At 34.3% G+C, this 17280-nt stretch carries 16 protein-coding genes; 6 read left to right on the top strand and 10 right to left on the bottom strand.

The window, feature by feature from the left end; all coding sequences use genetic code 11:
- The first annotated feature begins 74 nt into the window (after nt 1-74).
- The 3 genes from CW736_RS13040 (at nt 75) to CW736_RS13030 (ending at nt 2719) form a co-directional block, all read left to right on the top strand.
- The gene (locus CW736_RS13040) at nt 75-800 is read left to right on the top strand and encodes an ion transporter (protein WP_101014790.1); all 726 of its coding nucleotides are present in this window, start codon (nt 75-77) and stop codon (nt 798-800) included.
- 6 nt (nt 801-806) lie between these two features.
- Nucleotides 807-1538: a TM2 domain-containing protein gene (locus CW736_RS14305; RefSeq protein WP_232735365.1), complete on the top strand. Its 732-nt coding sequence runs from the start codon at nt 807-809 to the stop codon at nt 1536-1538.
- A 269-nt stretch (nt 1539-1807) separates the two neighbouring features.
- On the top strand, nt 1808-2719 hold the full coding sequence (locus CW736_RS13030; protein ID WP_101014789.1) for a hypothetical protein: 912 nt from the start codon (nt 1808-1810) through the stop codon (nt 2717-2719).
- Between the two features lie 476 nt (nt 2720-3195).
- On the opposite strand, the gene CW736_RS13025 is transcribed toward CW736_RS13030, so the two are convergent.
- The 7 genes from CW736_RS13025 to mnmE all read right to left on the bottom strand — a co-directional run bounded on the left by CW736_RS13025 (nt 3196) and on the right by mnmE (nt 9465).
- On the bottom strand, nt 3196-4152 hold the full coding sequence (locus tag CW736_RS13025) for a hypothetical protein (RefSeq protein ID WP_101014788.1): 957 nt from the start codon (nt 4150-4152) through the stop codon (nt 3196-3198).
- Nucleotides 4153-4306: 154 nt separating this feature from the next.
- Complete coding sequence (locus CW736_RS13020; protein ID WP_101014787.1) at nt 4307-4600, bottom strand: hypothetical protein; 294 nt, start codon at nt 4598-4600, stop codon at nt 4307-4309.
- Between the two features lie 12 nt (nt 4601-4612).
- A complete protein-coding gene (locus tag CW736_RS13015) occupies nt 4613-4930 on the bottom strand; it encodes a helix-turn-helix domain-containing protein (RefSeq protein ID WP_101014786.1) in 318 nt (105 codons plus the stop codon).
- Between the two features lie 139 nt (nt 4931-5069).
- The gene (locus CW736_RS13010; RefSeq protein WP_157810969.1) at nt 5070-5948 is read right to left on the bottom strand and encodes a hypothetical protein; all 879 of its coding nucleotides are present in this window, start codon (nt 5946-5948) and stop codon (nt 5070-5072) included.
- Nucleotide 5949: 1 nt separating this feature from the next.
- Entirely contained in the window at nt 5950-7194 is a 1245-nt protein-coding gene (locus CW736_RS13005) for a tyrosine-type recombinase/integrase (protein WP_101014784.1), read from the bottom strand.
- A gap of 41 nt (nt 7195-7235) precedes the next feature.
- Nucleotides 7236-7784, bottom strand: coding sequence for a helix-turn-helix domain-containing protein (locus CW736_RS13000; RefSeq protein ID WP_101014783.1), 549 nt, complete (start codon nt 7782-7784; stop codon nt 7236-7238).
- A 244-nt stretch (nt 7785-8028) separates the two neighbouring features.
- Complete coding sequence (gene mnmE / locus CW736_RS12995) at nt 8029-9465, bottom strand: tRNA uridine-5-carboxymethylaminomethyl(34) synthesis GTPase MnmE (protein WP_101014782.1); 1437 nt, start codon at nt 9463-9465, stop codon at nt 8029-8031.
- 158 nt (nt 9466-9623) lie between these two features.
- Here mnmE and CW736_RS12990 point away from each other — a divergent pair, with 158 nt between their 5' ends.
- Together CW736_RS12990 and CW736_RS12985 are read left to right on the top strand one after the other, a co-directional pair.
- On the top strand, nt 9624-12059 hold the full coding sequence (locus CW736_RS12990) for an alpha/beta hydrolase family protein (protein ID WP_101014781.1): 2436 nt from the start codon (nt 9624-9626) through the stop codon (nt 12057-12059).
- A 123-nt stretch (nt 12060-12182) separates the two neighbouring features.
- Nucleotides 12183-12611: a DUF4268 domain-containing protein gene (locus tag CW736_RS12985; protein ID WP_101014780.1), complete on the top strand. Its 429-nt coding sequence runs from the start codon at nt 12183-12185 to the stop codon at nt 12609-12611.
- A 113-nt stretch (nt 12612-12724) separates the two neighbouring features.
- Here the strand turns inward: CW736_RS12985 and CW736_RS12980 are convergent, their stop codons facing one another.
- From CW736_RS12980 to CW736_RS12970, 3 genes are all read right to left on the bottom strand, one after another.
- On the bottom strand, nt 12725-14191 hold the full coding sequence (locus CW736_RS12980) for a T9SS type A sorting domain-containing protein (RefSeq protein WP_101014779.1): 1467 nt from the start codon (nt 14189-14191) through the stop codon (nt 12725-12727).
- Between the two features lie 84 nt (nt 14192-14275).
- Nucleotides 14276-14626 (bottom strand): Hpt domain-containing protein, encoded by a 351-nt coding sequence (locus CW736_RS12975; protein ID WP_101014778.1) that lies wholly within the window; start codon nt 14624-14626, stop codon nt 14276-14278.
- Between the two features lie 120 nt (nt 14627-14746).
- Nucleotides 14747-16285, bottom strand: coding sequence for a YifB family Mg chelatase-like AAA ATPase (locus tag CW736_RS12970; protein WP_101014777.1), 1539 nt, complete (start codon nt 16283-16285; stop codon nt 14747-14749).
- Nucleotides 16286-17085: 800 nt separating this feature from the next.
- Here CW736_RS12970 and rpmH point away from each other — a divergent pair.
- The gene (rpmH, locus tag CW736_RS12965; RefSeq protein WP_015363895.1) at nt 17086-17250 is read left to right on the top strand and encodes a 50S ribosomal protein L34; all 165 of its coding nucleotides are present in this window, start codon (nt 17086-17088) and stop codon (nt 17248-17250) included.
- Nucleotides 17251-17280: the final 30 nt, after the last annotated feature.

Genomic DNA, 17280 nt, shown 5'->3' with positions numbered 1-17280 from the left:
TTTCAACCTTGTAACAAGCTATACCGCCACTAATAATAAACAAACACGTTGTTCTTAATTTACGAAAACCAAAAATGAAAGAAAAATTACGAATTATTATTGAAGATAATACATCCCCAAAAGGGAAAGTATTTGACTATTTTATTCAAGTTTTAATTCTCTTGTCACTTATTGCCTTTACGATTGAAACTTTACCTAATAATTCAGTAAAAACTGATAATTTTTTAAATTGGTTTGAATTAATTTGTATTATAATATTTTCAATAGAATATCTAATGAGAATTTTTGTTGCAAAAAAGCCTTTTAAATATATTTTTAGCTTTTACGGAATTATCGATTTCTTGTCAATTTTCCCATTCTATCTTAGAGGAGCATACGACCTAAGAGCATTAAGAGCATTCAGGATATTCAGAATATTCAGAGCTTTGAAACTAATTAGATATAATAAAGCCCTAAACAGATTTCATATTGCAGCTAAAATTGTCAAGGAAGAAATAATTCTTTTTTTAATTATTACTTCTATTTTTATTTTTCTAGCGTCAGCAGGAATTTACTTTTTTGAAAATGAGGCTCAACCTGATATTTTCACTTCTGTTATACATAGTGGTTGGTGGGCAGTTGTAACATTAACAACTGTGGGCTATGGAGATGTTTATCCAATTACAGTAGGAGGTAAAATATTTACTTTTTTCATTCTATTAATTGGAGTTGGAATTGTCACTATTCCAGCAGGTCTAGTTGCAAGTGCTTTATCAAAAGCTAGAGAAATTGAAAAAGATAATAATAAAAAACATAAATAAAATATTATGAATATTCTTAATGACATCGTTAGTGGAGCATCTAGGCAGTTTGGTAGAGAATTTGGACGAGCTGGAGCAAACTCAATTTTAAAAGGAGCAAATTCTTATACAATTCGAGGAGTTAGTGATTATTCAAGCAGGGTTAAACCTTCCGACAGTTCAATTGTAAAAGCAATTAAAGAAGTACAAAAAATAAAATTTGTTTCAACAAATAAAGCAAATGCATCAAGATTGATAGAGTTAACTGACCTAATGCTTTCTATCATTTCTTTTAATGGTAATGAAACTTTAAACCAATTAACTGACCTTAAGGAACTAATTAAACAATACAACAATAAATTTGACCACGGTAGCTCTTTAATTGATGATGACTTTAAAGATAAGAGTATTGACTATTTAGAAGATAAGAGAAAAGAATTTGTTGATTTGATGAATAAATTTAATAATGACACTAAAATATTTATCAATAGAAATATTGAGTTAGCCAGACGAAAAAAGAAATCTAAAAGGACAGCAACATTATTAGCGTTTCCAATATTAGGAAGTTTAGGAATTCATAAATTTTATTTGGGAAAAATAGGTCAAGGTATTTTATATCTTATATTTTCTTTTTTACTTATCCCTACAATAATTTCTTTATTTGAATTTATTTCATATTTATCTATGTCAACAGAAAAGTTTGATACTAAATTTAATCCTGAATATAGATATTATAATCAATTTACAATAACAAACTAAGCACAACAATGGCTGTAAAAAATAGCGCAAGTAGGCGCTAAGGCAATGGTTTGTGTTCAGATGAATTTCTTGCTTTGTTTTTTTATGAAGTAAAATCAGTTATAAAATTGAATTATACGGTTACTATGGCTGATACTGGAGGTGTAGCAGGTGGATGTTCTAAGTTTATCAAACGAGGTAATTACAGAGAGCCAGATACTGTAATTGAAATCCGCAATAGATAATTCATATCTTTTCAACTTCTTTTAAATAACGAAACGTAAATCACGATGAAAAAAATCTTGTTATTATTTCTATTCAGTCTCAGTATTTGTTCAGCACAAGAAATTGTGACAGAGGCAGTAATTTACAGAATCGAATCGGGAACCGAGGGTCTCTATAATGATGCGGAATCTCACTTAAACGTATGTGAGATATGTCCAAGTATAGAATTTAAACAAAATTTTGAATATTACTGGTGGTCAGATGTGGATGGGGTTAATAAAAGCAAGGGAAAAGCTAATGGAAAGCTTATTCATGGTAACGGCTTATGGTATTTTCCAAATGGGAATTTAGCACTCAATGCTAATTATCACCTTGGATTGCGCAATGGTGTGCAAAGGTATTGGAATGAAAGTGGAAAGTTAGTCGCTACAATTAAATTTGATATGGGTGTTCAGACTTATCACAGATCATTTATTGAAGAAGGAGGGGCAATGGAGCAAGAATTTATAGGAGCAGATACTGATATGATTGGATATGAAAATAATATCTATGAAAATGGTATCATACAATTAAAAGAGATAAACTTAGATAACGGTGAAAGAAAGCTTTTTGTTTACTCAGACTCAGGGGAGTTGAAAATTATATTTACGAAGGATTCTTTGAATAGAAAAATTAGAGATTACAAAAGTTACTATAAAAATGGTAATATACAAAGCTCAGGTAGTTTTACAAATGGCAATAAGGATGGTTCTTGGAAGTATTTTAATGAGGATGGCAATCTTGATAATTTAATGATGTATTTAGGTTTAACAGTGAAATTTAGAGATGATAAAACGATATTTGCAAAAGGAGGTTTATATTTTGATAGTGATAATTCGGAATGGATTAAACACGGTACTTGGTGGTTTTTTGATGAAAAAGGTTTAAAAATTATTGATACTAAGATTTATGAATTCGGTACTGAGCAAAAAGATTAGTGAAGATTGTACAAATCAAGCTCTCAAATTTTATACTTATTTATTCCTTAGTGCTTAGTATAGTTAGTCAATCATAATATTTCAGAGGTAAAACGATTATGAGGTACCCCTACACCTCAACCTTAAGATTATAATTCTCAAAAGTTTTAGGTTTTTACATATTAGAACTTAGCACCTTATAAAAATCATCAACTAGTTTAAATGTTTAAGTAAACACAATAAAGCTATCCAAACCACTTACTACAATTAAGGACAAGACATTTAATTTGTTAGCAATTAGTACAATTACTTATTAAAATCAGACTTCTTATCTAAATGAATTAGGTCAACTTGTTATCTAATAACAACTTACTTTCCAAATTTAATCCATTCTCATAATCATATTTACTAGATAATCATTGTGTACGAATATCAACCCTAGTTAATTTAAAATTCTTGATTGAGATAAAGTAGCGCACTCTATACATGGTGCATGCTTAGGTTTTAAAAGTGGTGCATACTTCGGTTTTTAAATTGTAATTGAAGAAATTTTCCCAACGTTGTTCGGCTTTGACAATCAATTCATCTTTAATTTTAGAACCGTATAACTTGGATAGGTTATTTAGGTCGCTTAAAACATCATTATATTTACTATAGTATTCCTCTTTATTTTTACATTTTTCTACCAAATCTCTCCACGCATTATCGTTTGAATAGTTTAATAAATGCCTTTTTGATTTTGGTACTTTTTTCTCGTTAATAGTATAATCATAAATTGCTATGAGATTAAATTTTTCAAAATACTTTTCCTTTAGTATTTTCCAATTATCTATTATTAATAAATCTGCTAAGGTCATAATTCCTTTTCCTTCTGAATACCTCATTTTCTTAAACTGTAATTCCATCCGTAAATTATTTGGTTCACTATAATTCGGTAAATCATGAGACTTACTGTAAACTTTTAATCTATAATCATTACTTGGCTTACCTGAAATTTTAGAAGTTACTACATGAGTTGGATTATACCCAAAACATTTACGCTCTATATTTAAAGTGTATTGCACTATTTTTGTGACGTTAAAAGGGTAACAATCTAAATTTACTCCTATCTCGTAGGGGCAAAGATGTAGATGCTTTAAATCTACGTTGAATACCCTAGTAAAGTTTCTTAGAACGCTTGTAACGTCCTCAAAATCTAAACTATCTGCATTGTGTTTGCCGTTATTTTTAAGATAATGAAAAGAACCCCTACAAATCAATTCTTTATAAGTGTTCATTGACAAATACGTAATAGTAACTGTTAGGTTTAAATATTTATAAACTCGTTTACTAGTGTACTGTTCACCATTAACTGTATAGTTAACGCTCTCAGAAATTGGTTTAAGAACGCCACTTTTTAAAAAGTTCTCTATCGTTTCCTTATCGTTAGTTTTAAATGGTAGATTATCAAACATAATCTATAATTTCTTTTATAGAATAAGTTGTGAGGTAGCATAATGAATTTAAAAAGAATGATAAGATCTGTTTTTCTTTTTTTGTTATTAGCCTTTCATTGTTCATTGATTTTAAGTCCTCAAACCTTGGATATAATTCCTTTGTCTCCATCGTTTAGAAAAGTTCAAGTTGATTATTTAATGGAGCATTATTTGGGTTTGTAGTTAAGTACCATGCTAGAAAACCTGTTATTTTACATTGCTTTTCTACCATCTCCCAAAGTCTCCCAGCTTTCTCTAAATCTCGTTTATACCTACAAATATTCTTATGTGGTATACCTGTTGCATCCGCTATCATTGAAGCTGTTGCTATATTGTCTTGTAAATACCTAAATATAATTTTAAGCTGATTCTTATAATTACTATCTTTAACATCTACATTTTTATGGTTGTTCGCTTGGTTATTCATCGTTCAACCCTTTTATTTTTTAGATAAATAGGCATCGGCTTGCTGCTCTATTTCAGCATTGGATAATTTACGACCTCCTTTAATGTACTTCATTAACTCTAAGTTTGAGAAATAGAGCCTTTTACCTCGTTTCATAACAGGTAGTTCAGACCGACTAACTTTACTGTAAATAGTGGGTACTGATAGGTTTAAAAAAACTGCCGCTTGCTGCACTGTAAAAAGTTGCTCAGCTGGTTCACTTTCGGTTTTTTTAGGTGGGTGCTTTAAATCTAAGATCAAGGTTTCAATTGTACTAAGCCTTGCTGCGATTTCTGAAAATGGATTGTTCATAATGTAACTATTAATTTATTTATAACGGTTACAAAGATTCAACTCCTTAATGATGGTCTACTGGTTCTAACTAGTTGCTTTTTTTTAAAATATTAGAATACAGGTAGTTAAAAGTTTAGTAAAAACTAGATGCAATTATTTAATCCATGCTTTTTAATATATTTTCTAATACTAAACATTCATCTAGTATTTTTCTATGATATTCTTTATCAACTAATTTTATAATACTGTCGATTAAATTGATTTTGTTTTTAAGTTTTTTCTTAGTACTATTTTTAGGTTCTCCTTTTCTATTTGCGGTACTGTTGTAGTAGTTATATTGCTGATAGAGTTTTGCGCCTGAGTTATGACCGTACTCTCTAGCTATTTCGTCCATATTATCAGTATTAATAGTACTTCCCTCGTAAACGTACTTTAAAGCTATTTGATTAATTTTAAGTTTTTGATGATTGATATTATCATCCGTAGTAATTGTAACTAACTTAGAATCCTCTTTTAACTTATTCATAGCAGAAGCCCTCGCCAGATTTTCAGGGCTTGTAATTTCCTTTAATCGTTCAATAATATTATTAAAATAAAAGTTTAAAGGACTTGATTTTAAATCAATACCATAATGGTCAAGCTTAGTAAAAATAGCGTGTATCGTATCAATTAAAGCATTTGATATGTCTACCGTGTCCCCAATATTTGTATTGCTAATAGTTACTAACCTGTCAATATATTTGTTTAAATTTTTAATTCCAACGATCAATTCCTTGTGCTGTTTCTCACAACTAGAAATATTATTTTTTTGAGCAAATTCAACTGTTTTAAAAATACCAACTATAATATCTTGTACTAATGAAGTACTCATATTCAGATCATATTTACTTAAGGCGTCAACTCTAAGTTTATTTGCTAATCTTCTACTTAAAGCCTTATGAATTTTTTTTTCAAGTTGTTTTAATGGCATTCTTGTCTTTACTGATATTTTATCAAAGTTGATAGAGCATGCTTTGTACTGGTCTATTAAATCCATATTACAGGTCTAGTTTTATTTTATTAGTTGCTTCTCGCTTTGCTTCATCTACAATCTTTGCGTAAATCTGAGTAGTTTTAAGGTCTTTATGTCCTAACATCTTAGATACAGTATAAATGTCTGTACCGTTATGTAATTGTAGTGTAGCGTAGGTATGTCTAAAACAATGGAATGTAATCTCTTTAGTTATTCCAGCTGCTCCTATCCATTGATACAAATGTTTATTTTGATAAGCGGAATATTTTAACTCATTAAATACCTTTTGATCTTGTGGCATTTCGTTTGGGTTGTCCGCTCCATTCGTCAAACTGTAAGCCTGTTCTGAAATCGGTAATACCTCAACGCCTTTTGTCTTTTGCTGATCGAAGTTTAGTACATAACCCTTATCACTAATGTATTCAAGTTCACTCCATTTCATTTTGCTTATGTCAACGAACCTCAATCCAGTAAGTGCTGAAAAAATAGCTGCACGTTTTAATAATGGATTGTTGCAGTTAGTATTTACAAGCTTATTAAGTTCTTGTATAGTAAGGACTTGCCGTCTTGTTTCTAATGCTTTAATTGGTTTTATTCTAGCGTTGAGGTCATAAGAAATTATGCCATCTTGAAAAGACTGTTTAACTGCTGCTTTTAATTTATTGAAGTATGATACTGCTGAATTATTTGCGAGTAGAACCTTATCGCTTTTATTACTTTTAGTTGTCAGTAAATAATCTTTAAAATCGTTTAGCTTCTTTTCTGTTAAGTGTTCAAACTTTAATGTACCGCCTGTATAGTCTTCTAAATATTTAAGAGCGGAAACCCAATTGCCATGATTACTTTTTTCTCTCTTATTTGCTAGCGTTTTAAAATATTTCACAAAACAAAGTGCGCCTTTCTTTTTAATTTCAAGCTGTTGTTTTTCGTATTCGCTGTAAATTTCAGGCTTATCTAAAAAGTTTTGACGTTTCTGCTGGATGCTTTCCGCTATGCTTTGAGTTTCTTTATTGTGTTCCTTTTGAGCTGGATTCAATGGTGCTAATTCCTTATAAAGCATCTCAACTTTATCAATGCTTTTGCCATTTGCTTTTTTTTCTTTTATCTGTTTCTTTACCTCAGCTTTATCATTATACAAGTACATATTTAAAAACTCCCTGCGTGTGAGTTTTCCTGTTTTCGGATTCTCTATTGCTGGATAAAAATCTAGGTAAAGGCTTAAACGTCCTTTGCTTATTTCCTTAGTTCTTAAATGTACTTTTATAGCCATAGCATTCTGTTTTTTAATTTTTCTTACTCACTTATCACTATTTAGTTAAGTATATTGTTTATCAACGCTTTAGGTACGTAAACGTACTTTCCTATTTGCTTTTTGGGTACCGCATTTCTCTTTAAGATATTGTATAGCGCACCGTTTGAAATACTAAACTTATTTACTACTTCATTAATGGTATAACATTCGGAAACATCATATTCAGTTACCGCTGCTAGCTTTTTATTCTGCTGAGGTTTTGTAAATATTCCATCTATCTCAGTTCTTTTGATAAATGATCGTGAACCTATTTTGTATTTAGTGATCTGCTCAGTATCAAACATCCTGTAAACGGTTCTTCTACTAATTCCTAACAACAATCCTACTTCATTTATATTAAGGAACTCTTTTTGTTTAAGTTCTTCAAAAGGTTGTAGCTTCTTACTTGCTGTTAATTGGTTTGAGCCTTTAATTTTCTCTAAACGCTTTCTGACCTTATAAGCTTTTTGACTACACTTTAAAGAGCAGTACTTAGTAACAGTTGTTTTTGCTGTGAACTCATCGTTACAGTGTATGCAAATACGTTGAACTTCTATATTACTACTCATTAATCATTATTATGTGACACAGCGTGCCTGTGTGTGTCTATGTGTGCCAAAGTGTGCCAAACAATATGATTAGAGGTACAAGTAAACTCAATAATCATAGTGAGGTACAGCAAAGGTACAAATAGAAACATAATAGAATGACAATAACACAAAGTAAAGGTTATCTTTGTTATGTCTTAAATGATTGTAATAATAGTGTTTGTAGTAGTTTGTTGAGGTTCTTTACTTTTTTACTTTGTAGTAGTTACTTTCCTATACAAAACTGACTAAAAATATTACCCAACAGTTCATCATTTGTGATTTCACCCGTAATAATACCTAAAGACTCTGCCGTAGCGCGTATGTCTATGGCTAGAAACTCACTTGAGATATCATTTTCTATTCCTGTTTGTACTTCTAGCAAAGAGCTATAGGCCATTTGTAATGCATCGTAATGTCTGGCATTACTCACTATAGAATCATCTTGAGAAAGGGCGCCGCTATTAAAACTTTGTACCAGAGCCGTTTTTAATTCTTCTACACCAGCGTGCGATTTGGCACTGAGCGAAATCAGAATGGTATCTGGTGATTTCTTTTGAATTTGTTTGGTAATTTCAGCATGTTCGAGTCCAGATATCTGATCGATCTTGTTTAAAACAACTACCAGAGGTTTATCAGGGAATTTCTCGCGCATGATTTGTATGCGCATCAAGCAATGAATAATGCTAGGAGGGGTATTGAGTTGGGTAGCGTCTAGTAGGTATAAAATCAGTCTGGACTGTTCAGCCTTTGCATAAGAACGCTGTATGCCCATACCTTCTATAGTATCTGTAGTTTCTCGCAATCCTGCCGTATCAATAAGTCTAAAGCGCACTCCTTCTATATTGATTTCATCTTCAATAGAATCACGTGTGGTTCCCGCAATCTCGCTTACAATAGCTTTTTCTTCATTGAGTAATGCATTCAATAAAGTTGATTTTCCTACGTTAGGCTCGCCGACTATAGCGACTGGAATACCTGTTTTTAATACATTTCCTAAAGCAAAGGAGTCGATGAGTTTTCTCAAGGTTTGCTGACTGTTATTCAATAAGGTTCTGAGTTCATCACGGTTGGCAAAAGCTACGTCTTCCTCACTAAAGTCCAGCTCTAACTCTATCAAGCTAGCAAAATTGAGTAATTGTGTTCTCAAGTCTTTCAACTCACCAGAAAAACCACCTCGCATTTGCTGTAGGGCAATCTGGTGTGCTGTCTCGCTTTCACTAGCGATTAAATCGGCTACGGCTTCTGCTTGTGAAAGGTCCATTTTTGCGTTTAAAAAGGCCTGTAATGTAAACTCTCCAGCTTGTGCCATGCGTGCGCCATTCTTTAAGCAAATCGCAATGACTTCTTGTTGTATATATATGGAACCGTGACAGGATATTTCTACCACATGCTCGCCAGTGTATGATTTTGGCGAGACAAATTTGGTCAATAATACTTGATCTATTACTCGGTCGCCATTGTAGATGTGTCCGAGAGTGACCGTATTTGCTCCTAATTTATTATAGGTTTCCTGTAATGATTTTGATTCCGCTTTCGCGAAAGCGGGAACAAAAATAGCTCCTGCAATACGATGCGCATTGGAACCAGAGATTCTAATCACGGCTATAGCGCCAGAGCCAGCAGGAGTTGCTAATGCAACAATAGTATCATTTTTAAACATAATACAAAGGTAGTGGGAATCTAAAATAATGAATAAGGATTACTCAATTATATTTTTAAGGAGGCACTTCAGAATGCTCCAATTTTTAGGAGCCTGTGTTCTATGGTGAAAATTCATTAAATTGTAATCCTTATATTTATAATCAAAAGCTTACTATCATGAAAAAAACCTACTTCTACTTTTTTATATGCGCCGTTTTCATTTTCACTAAAGCGACATCTCAGGAAAAATTAAACTACCAGCAGCCGTCTGAAGAAATAATGGCATTGGTGGATTATGATAGACCACCAGCAACACTTATAGATGACGGTGCTCAAAATATGGTATTGCTCTACAGAGATACCTATAAGTCTATCGAACAGCTTTCAGAAAAAGAAATGAGACTGGGAGGCCTGCGCATCAATCCAGCTACTCAGATAGGTAGTCGTGTGACCTTTTATGATAAAGTTGCCGTTCAAAAAGTAGGCAGTGAGGATCTAACCTTTGTCACTGGTTTGCCAGATCAACCGAAACTATCTAATGTCAACTGGTCTCCTGACCAGTCCATGATGGCCATGACCCATACGGCCAAAAGTGGTACGGAAGTATGGATTCTCGATATTGAAAAAGCTAGTGCAACAAAACTAACTAGCGCTACCGTAAATGCCAATATGGGAAACCCAATACGTTGGTTTAAGGATGGAAAATCATTGTTGGTAAAAATGCTAGCTGATAATAAGAAGGCATTGATAGATACCAGTATAGAAATACCTTCTGGACCCACTATTTCCACTAGCGATGGTTCAAAAGCTCAGAATAGAACCTATCAAGACCTTCTTAAAAACCCCTCTGACGAGCATAATTTTGAACAGTTGGCCTTAAGTAAGTTGGTGCAAGTGCAACTAGATGGTTCTATGAGTGCCTTTTTACCTAGTGCGATGTACAGTGGAGTTTCTTTTTCCCCAGATGGTTCTCATGTATTAGTGACTCAGCTTAAAAAGCCGTTTTCTTATATTGTAACTTATGGCAGGTTCCCAAAACAGATCGATGTATATGACAGCAGTGCAAAGCTAGTAGCACAAGTTAATGACGTTCCACTTATAGAAGAGATGCCTAAAGGATTTATGTCGGAGCGTGAGGGAATACGTGAGCTTTCCTGGCGATCTGACCGACCACATAGCTTGCACTATGTTATGGCACTAGATGGTGGAGATCCTGCAAATGAAGTAGCTTATCGCGATGCACTCTATTCTTGGGAAGCACCGTTTAAAAAAGGAACTGCTACAGAGTTGTTGAAGACTATAGACCGTTTTGGCGGTGTGACTTATGGGGATGAAGATACAGCCATAGCTTATGATTACTGGTGGAACACCCGTAACCAGCGCACCTATGTTTTTGACCCGAGTGACGCTAATGAACAGCCAGTGATTATAAGTGATCGCAACTATCAAGATGTGTATTCTGACCCGGGCAACTTTGTAACCACAAAAAATAAATGGGATCAAAATGTTTTAAAGTTACACGGGAATAAAGCCTTTCTTATTGGGCAGGGATATTCTGATAGGGGACAGTTTCCATTTATAGATCAAATGGATTTGAAGTCAAAGAAAACAAAAAGGCTTTATGAATCTTCTTATACAGATAAAAAGGAGAACTTGATGGAGGCTATAGACATGGATAAAGGAGAGATTTTAGTTCGTATAGAATCGCCTACTACTTATCCTAATTATTACATCAGGGATATAGATCGCAAAAATGATTTAAAACAAATAACGTTTTTTGAAAACCCATTTGAGGGGTTGCAAAATGTTCATAAAGAATTGATTACCTACAAAAGAGATGATGGTTTGGAGTTGAGCGCTACTATGTATTTACCTCCTAATTACGATAAAAGTAAAAAGGAAAAGTTACCTATGCTTCTTTGGGCTTATCCTCGAGAATTTAAGGACAAAGCCAGTGCTGCACAAAACACCCAAAACCCTAATGAGTTTATTTATCCTAGTTATGGAAGTTTTGTGTACTGGGTGATGAAAGGTTATGTAGTCTTAGATGATGCCGCATTTCCTATTGTTGGAGAAGGAGATGAACAGCCTAACGATACTTTTATAAAACAGCTGGTAGCAAACGGAAAAGCAGCGATTGACGCTGTGGATGAATTAGGATATATAGATAGAAATAGAGTAGCAGTAGGAGGTCATAGCTATGGCGCTTTTATGACTGCAAATTTACTGGCACATTCAGACCTTTTTGCAGCCGGTATTGCGAGATCAGGCGCTTACAATAGAACCTTAACACCATTTGGTTTTCAAAGTGAAGAACGCAGTTATTGGGATGCTCCAGAGGTTTATAACAGCATGTCTCCATTCATGAATGCAGAAAAGGTAGATGAACCTTTACTTCTTATACACGGTCAAGCAGATAATAATTCAGGAACTTATCCATTACAAAGCGAGCGTTATTTCAATGCCTTAAAAGGATTAGGAGCAACGGCAAGACTGGTAATGTTACCTAAGGAAAGTCACGGTTATCGTGCAAAAGAATCTATTCTACACGTCTTATGGGAACAAGATATGTGGTTGGAGAAATATGTAAAGAATAGAGTTACAAAAGATTAAGGCATTAAAGAATAAAAAAAAGCCTTGCTTAGTTGGTGGTATTTGATTTGAATTATAAAAACTCTGTAGTATTTTCTGCGGAGTTTTTAATTTTTAGGTGCAATTTCCTCTTACTTTTGGCCCATGTACTCTAAAGAAGAAGCAAAAAATGTAAGACAACAGTTCTGGACCATGTTTGGAAAGCGATATGATCGCAAATGGTTGTTGTACGATACAAAACTGAAGGATATTAACCTTAAATTTTCATTTGAAGATAGGCGGGCATTGGTGTCTATAGATATCACTCATGATGACACTATTTTTAGAGCTTATTATTATGAAAAACTAATAAGCCTTAAAAATATAATGAAGGAAGAGGTGAGTGAGGAACTTATTTTTGAAGAGAATTATATATTGGAATCTGGTAAGACCATTTCGAGAGTATTTGTGATGTACGAAGGCGTCAAAATACAGAAGCAAACCGACTGGCCTGAAGTTTACGAGTTTTTTTATACCTATATGGATCGCCTAGAATCATTCTTCAGAGAATACAAAGATTTTATCGACGACTAAATCCTTCAAATAAGAGCAGCTTTGTTTTAATTAAAAAAGCCCTCAATAACGGAGTGGTATCTGTTATTGAGGGCCTTGATAAAGCGCTTAGTAATTTGCTTTTTAGGGCAGCTTTATTTCTTTACTAATCGCAAGGTACTGCTTCCTTGTTTTGTAGAAACTTTTGCAAAGTAAACTCCAGCTTTTAAACCAGCACTAGTAATCGTAACCGTAGAAGAGTGAGCATCTATAGTCTGCATTTGTTTACCTAGAACATCATAAATTTCTACCTTAGTAATAAGTGTGTCTCCTCCATTTAATTCCCAAGAATCGCTAGTAGGATTAGGATATGCTTTAAAGCTGTTTGGAGCTAATTGCGCAAGGCTTAGAGTATTGAAAGTGCTGAAGTAGATATTGTCAAAATAAACCGTTCCATTACCAGTGAATTTAGTTTGTTTTAGATCGGTTCCATCCCAACCGCCATTGAAATTAGAAAAGTGAGATAAAGGAATAAAGGCGCTCTTCCACTGCCCATTGACTAACGGCTCATCACCATTAGGCCCAAAGGAATACTTAGGCTCTGCAGGATTACCGCAACAAACGGATGCCGATAACGAATCATCAATTAAAAAGAATTCAAAATTGGTGGTAGCTGCTAAAGCGTAATAATCCAGATGAACATAGGTGTATGCACTGGCATCTACTGGATCCCATTGCGATCCAAAGAAATCCAATTCAAATAATTTTCCAGACATATTTCCATTGGACTCTAAATCAATTTCATTATAGGTACCAGCACCACCAAACGAATTGAAAATAAAATTAGTCACACTAGGTCCTACGATATCACTGTACACATATAGATCGGTTCCTGTAGAAGAAAACTGAGGTGCTGAGGAGGTTGGGTCCGGAATACAAGAATTAGGACAAGAACCACCACAATCTACGCCAGTTTCATTTCCATCTTGCACTCCATTGGTACAGGATGGTGCTGGTGGACTTGATAATCTGTTAGCTCCCCATGAAATGTTATCGACCAATAAGGTTACATCTGATGGTCGTGTGGCTCCGCCACATCTCCAGTCTGCAAAAAACACAATCTGATCTACGTTAATATTATCTCCACTATTAGCCCCTGCTGTAATGTTCCAAGTTAATGTTTGCCATTGATTAGCACCTACGTAATTACCTTGTGCATCAGAAATTTCAAATAGGGTTCCATTAGTCGCATTTACCATTTTTACGCCTACTCTCCCAATAGGAATACTACTATTTATAGATACGGATAAGGTCAGGTTAGAAGCTACATTAGGGTCCAGTTGCCAAGTTCCTAAAGCTCCATGTACATTGATAGCACCAGCATAGCAAGCAGAGTTTTGATTGACTACTAATTCTAATACTTTGGTAACCGGAACGGTCCCGTTATCAGTATCAGGATTGTCGATGATTCGTGCAGTTGGATTAGGGCTTTCAAATGTGGACCAATAGTTAATAGTCCCGTCATTATCGGTAGGTTCAAAACCTATATTGTACTGTGTTTGCTGGCCATAACCTATAAAGAAACAACAGAGACAAATTGAAAAGAAAGTAATTTTAGACATCTTTATTTTAAATTAATATTTATTAAATAAAGATAAAACTCACTTGTCCTATTTAGAAAATAAATAGGATAACTTTAAGAATATTTAGAGATGTTCTTTAGTGTATAAAACTTGCGCATTAATTTGCTCATAATTTTCATTAAATTGAGCGAGTAGATTTGGAATATCCTGCATATTATTTTTATTTTTTGCACGATCTTCTATTTCTTGTAAAATAATTGCCATTTCAGTAATCCCTAAAGTTCTATAACTAGATTTTACTTTATGGGCTTGCATTCCTGCAGTTGTATAATCCCCACTCTCTATACTTTGTCGGAGCAAAAGACAATCTTCAGGTACTTCTACCATAAAAATATCTAAAATAGAGCCGAGGATGTCTTTGTCATTGTCAAAAGACTCTCGGAGATCAATTAGTGGAAGTACTGTTAAAGACATGAATTAAAGCTTTAAAATTATAGAAAAGGCTACAAAGTTAGTTAATATACATAAACTGATAGAGTAATCGAATTAAAATTTGATAATCTTCTATAAAAGCATCTATTTACTGATGATTTGCTAACCTAGCCAACCATCGCGATCTAGGCTTCTGTATTGAATAGCTTCAGCAATATGAGTTCCATTTACCTGTTCTACTCCTTCTAAGTCGGCTATGGTTCTAGAAACTTTGAGTATGCGATCATAGGCTCTTGCACTAAGACTTAATCGTTCCATTGCTTTTTTAAGCATTTGTTTGCTCTCCTCATCGAGGATACAATAGTTTCTGATATCCTTAACCGTCATTTGTGCGTTGTAATGTGTTTTTTCATTTTTGCTGAAGCGTGCAGTTTGAATGTCTCTAGCAGCAGTAACACGTTCTCTGATAACAGTAGATTTTTCTGCAAGCCGTTCTTCTGTTAGTTTTTCAAAGGGGACCGGAGTGACCTCTATATGGATGTCGATGCGATCGAGTAGTGGACCAGAGATTTTTCCGAGGTAGCGCTGCATTTCTGCTGGACTGCTTTGTACAGGAGCATTAGGATCGTTAAAATAACCACCAGGACTAGGGTTCATACTGGCCACCAGCATAAAACTAGACGGATAAGTAACGGTGAATTTTGCTCTTGAAATGGTTACCTCCCGATCTTCTAGCGGCTGGCGCATGACCTCCAGCACCGTTCGTTTAAATTCGGGTAATTCATCTAAAAACAACACGCCGTTATGACTTAGAGAAATTTCACCAGGTTGCGGGTAGGCACCACCGCCGACTAAGGCTACATCTGATATAGTATGATGTGGACTTCTAAACGGCCGTTGTGCCATTAAGCCTGCTTTTTCTTGTGTACGACCAGCAACGCTATGAATCTTAGTAGTTTCCAGCGCTTCGTGCAAAGTCATAGGGGGTAAGATAGAAGGTAATCTTTTGGCTAGCATGGTCTTTCCAGCGCCAGGCGGGCCTATCAATATGATGTTGTGTCCTCCGGCAGCAGCTATTTCCATGCATCTTTTAATGGATTCTTGACCTTTTACATCAGCAAAGTCAAATTCTGGATGTTCTAGTGCTTGAAAGAATTCATCTCTGGTATTTATAATAGTAGGCTCGAGCTCTTTTCCTTCGTGGAAAAAGTCAATTACTTCTAGAATGTTATCTACTCCATAAACATGAAGTCCGTCAACAATTGCTGCCTCTCTCGCATTTTGTTTGGGTAAAATAAATCCTTTATATCCTTCCTCTCGTGCTTTAATGGCAATAGGTAATGCTCCTTTGATAGGCTGCAACTGCCCATCGAGAGAAAGTTCGCCCATAATGATGTAATCTTTAAATAAATCGCTGTTGATTTGTCCAGAGGCATTGAGTATTCCTAGTGCGAGAGGCAAGTCATAGGCGCTTCCTTCTTTCCTCAGATCGGCTGGAGAGAGATTGAGTATTAATTTTTTACCAGGCATTTTATAGCCTACATTTTTAAGAGCTGCTGTAATACGGTAAGAGCTTTCACTTATAGCTTTATCTGGAAGTCCTACTAGATGGTAGCCTATTCCTTTGTCTGCATTTACCTCTACGGTAATAGTAGTTGCTTCAACGCCAAAAACGGCACTCCCGTATACTTTTGTCAACATAAGTCAGGTTTATTTCTTAAAAGTAAGAAAACAGAACTGATTTTCAATGATTTAAGTAAGTACAAATGGAAGCTAGAAGTCCACAAGGAGAAGAAGAGTAGAACTTAAAAAATAAATGGAGCCGAAGCTCCATTTATGCAACTCTAAAGAATTAGGTTGCAATGTTGAACCATAAGGAGCAGTCCCCTAACCCTGCTAAATATATCTTCAATCATTAATATAAAAATAGTTGATAGCAATCCATAAAACAATAGGCATCTGCAAATAATTATCTAAGGGGTTCTGTTTTTAGATAAAACGTCTAATTTCTTCTATTAAAAGCGTTTTTGTGCTTTAAAAAGTTTAGATACAACGATGAATTGCTATTTTTTCGTTTTCGCGAAAGCGGAATTTGTAAAATAATAGTATAAAAAAAAGGGTTAAGGACCTTCTTCTTTTAATACATTAAAAGGGAACTCTTTCAAAAAGGAAGTAATTGCTCCCTGAACTACAATTTACTTCCTTTTTCATTTGCAAAGTTAATGGTTGATAATTGTTTATAAGGTTTCAACCAATAATGATGAAAGAATCACCTCCTTTAACCAGTATCAATCAGGTGTAACGGGTAATAGCAATTTGCTAAAACAATCGCAAGCTGTAAATGACTTTTAGTGTTGGAACATGCTTATATTTACACACAAGAAAATAATTTCAAAAAAAATACATTTCTTATTGTAGGTAGTATAAGAGTTGCTATATTTGCAGCCGATTAAAAATGAGGGTTTTCAAGCCTTTTTATATATAGACACAGATTTCAAGCTATGGCACAGAAAAGAACATACCAACCAAGTAAAAGAAAAAGAAGAAACAAGCACGGTTTCAGAGAGCGCATGGCTTCTGTAAGCGGTCGTAAAGTTCTTGCTCGTCGTAGAGCTAAAGGACGTAAAAAACTATCTGTTTCTACCGAAAGAAGACACAAGAGGTAATGAGTTACCTTTAATTATATATTAGGCGTT

It is taken from the genome of Nonlabens sp. MB-3u-79, from assembly GCF_002831625.1.
Taxonomy (GTDB): Bacteria; Bacteroidota; Bacteroidia; order Flavobacteriales; family Flavobacteriaceae; genus Nonlabens.
This window is presented reverse-complemented; position numbering and strand designations above follow the sequence as displayed.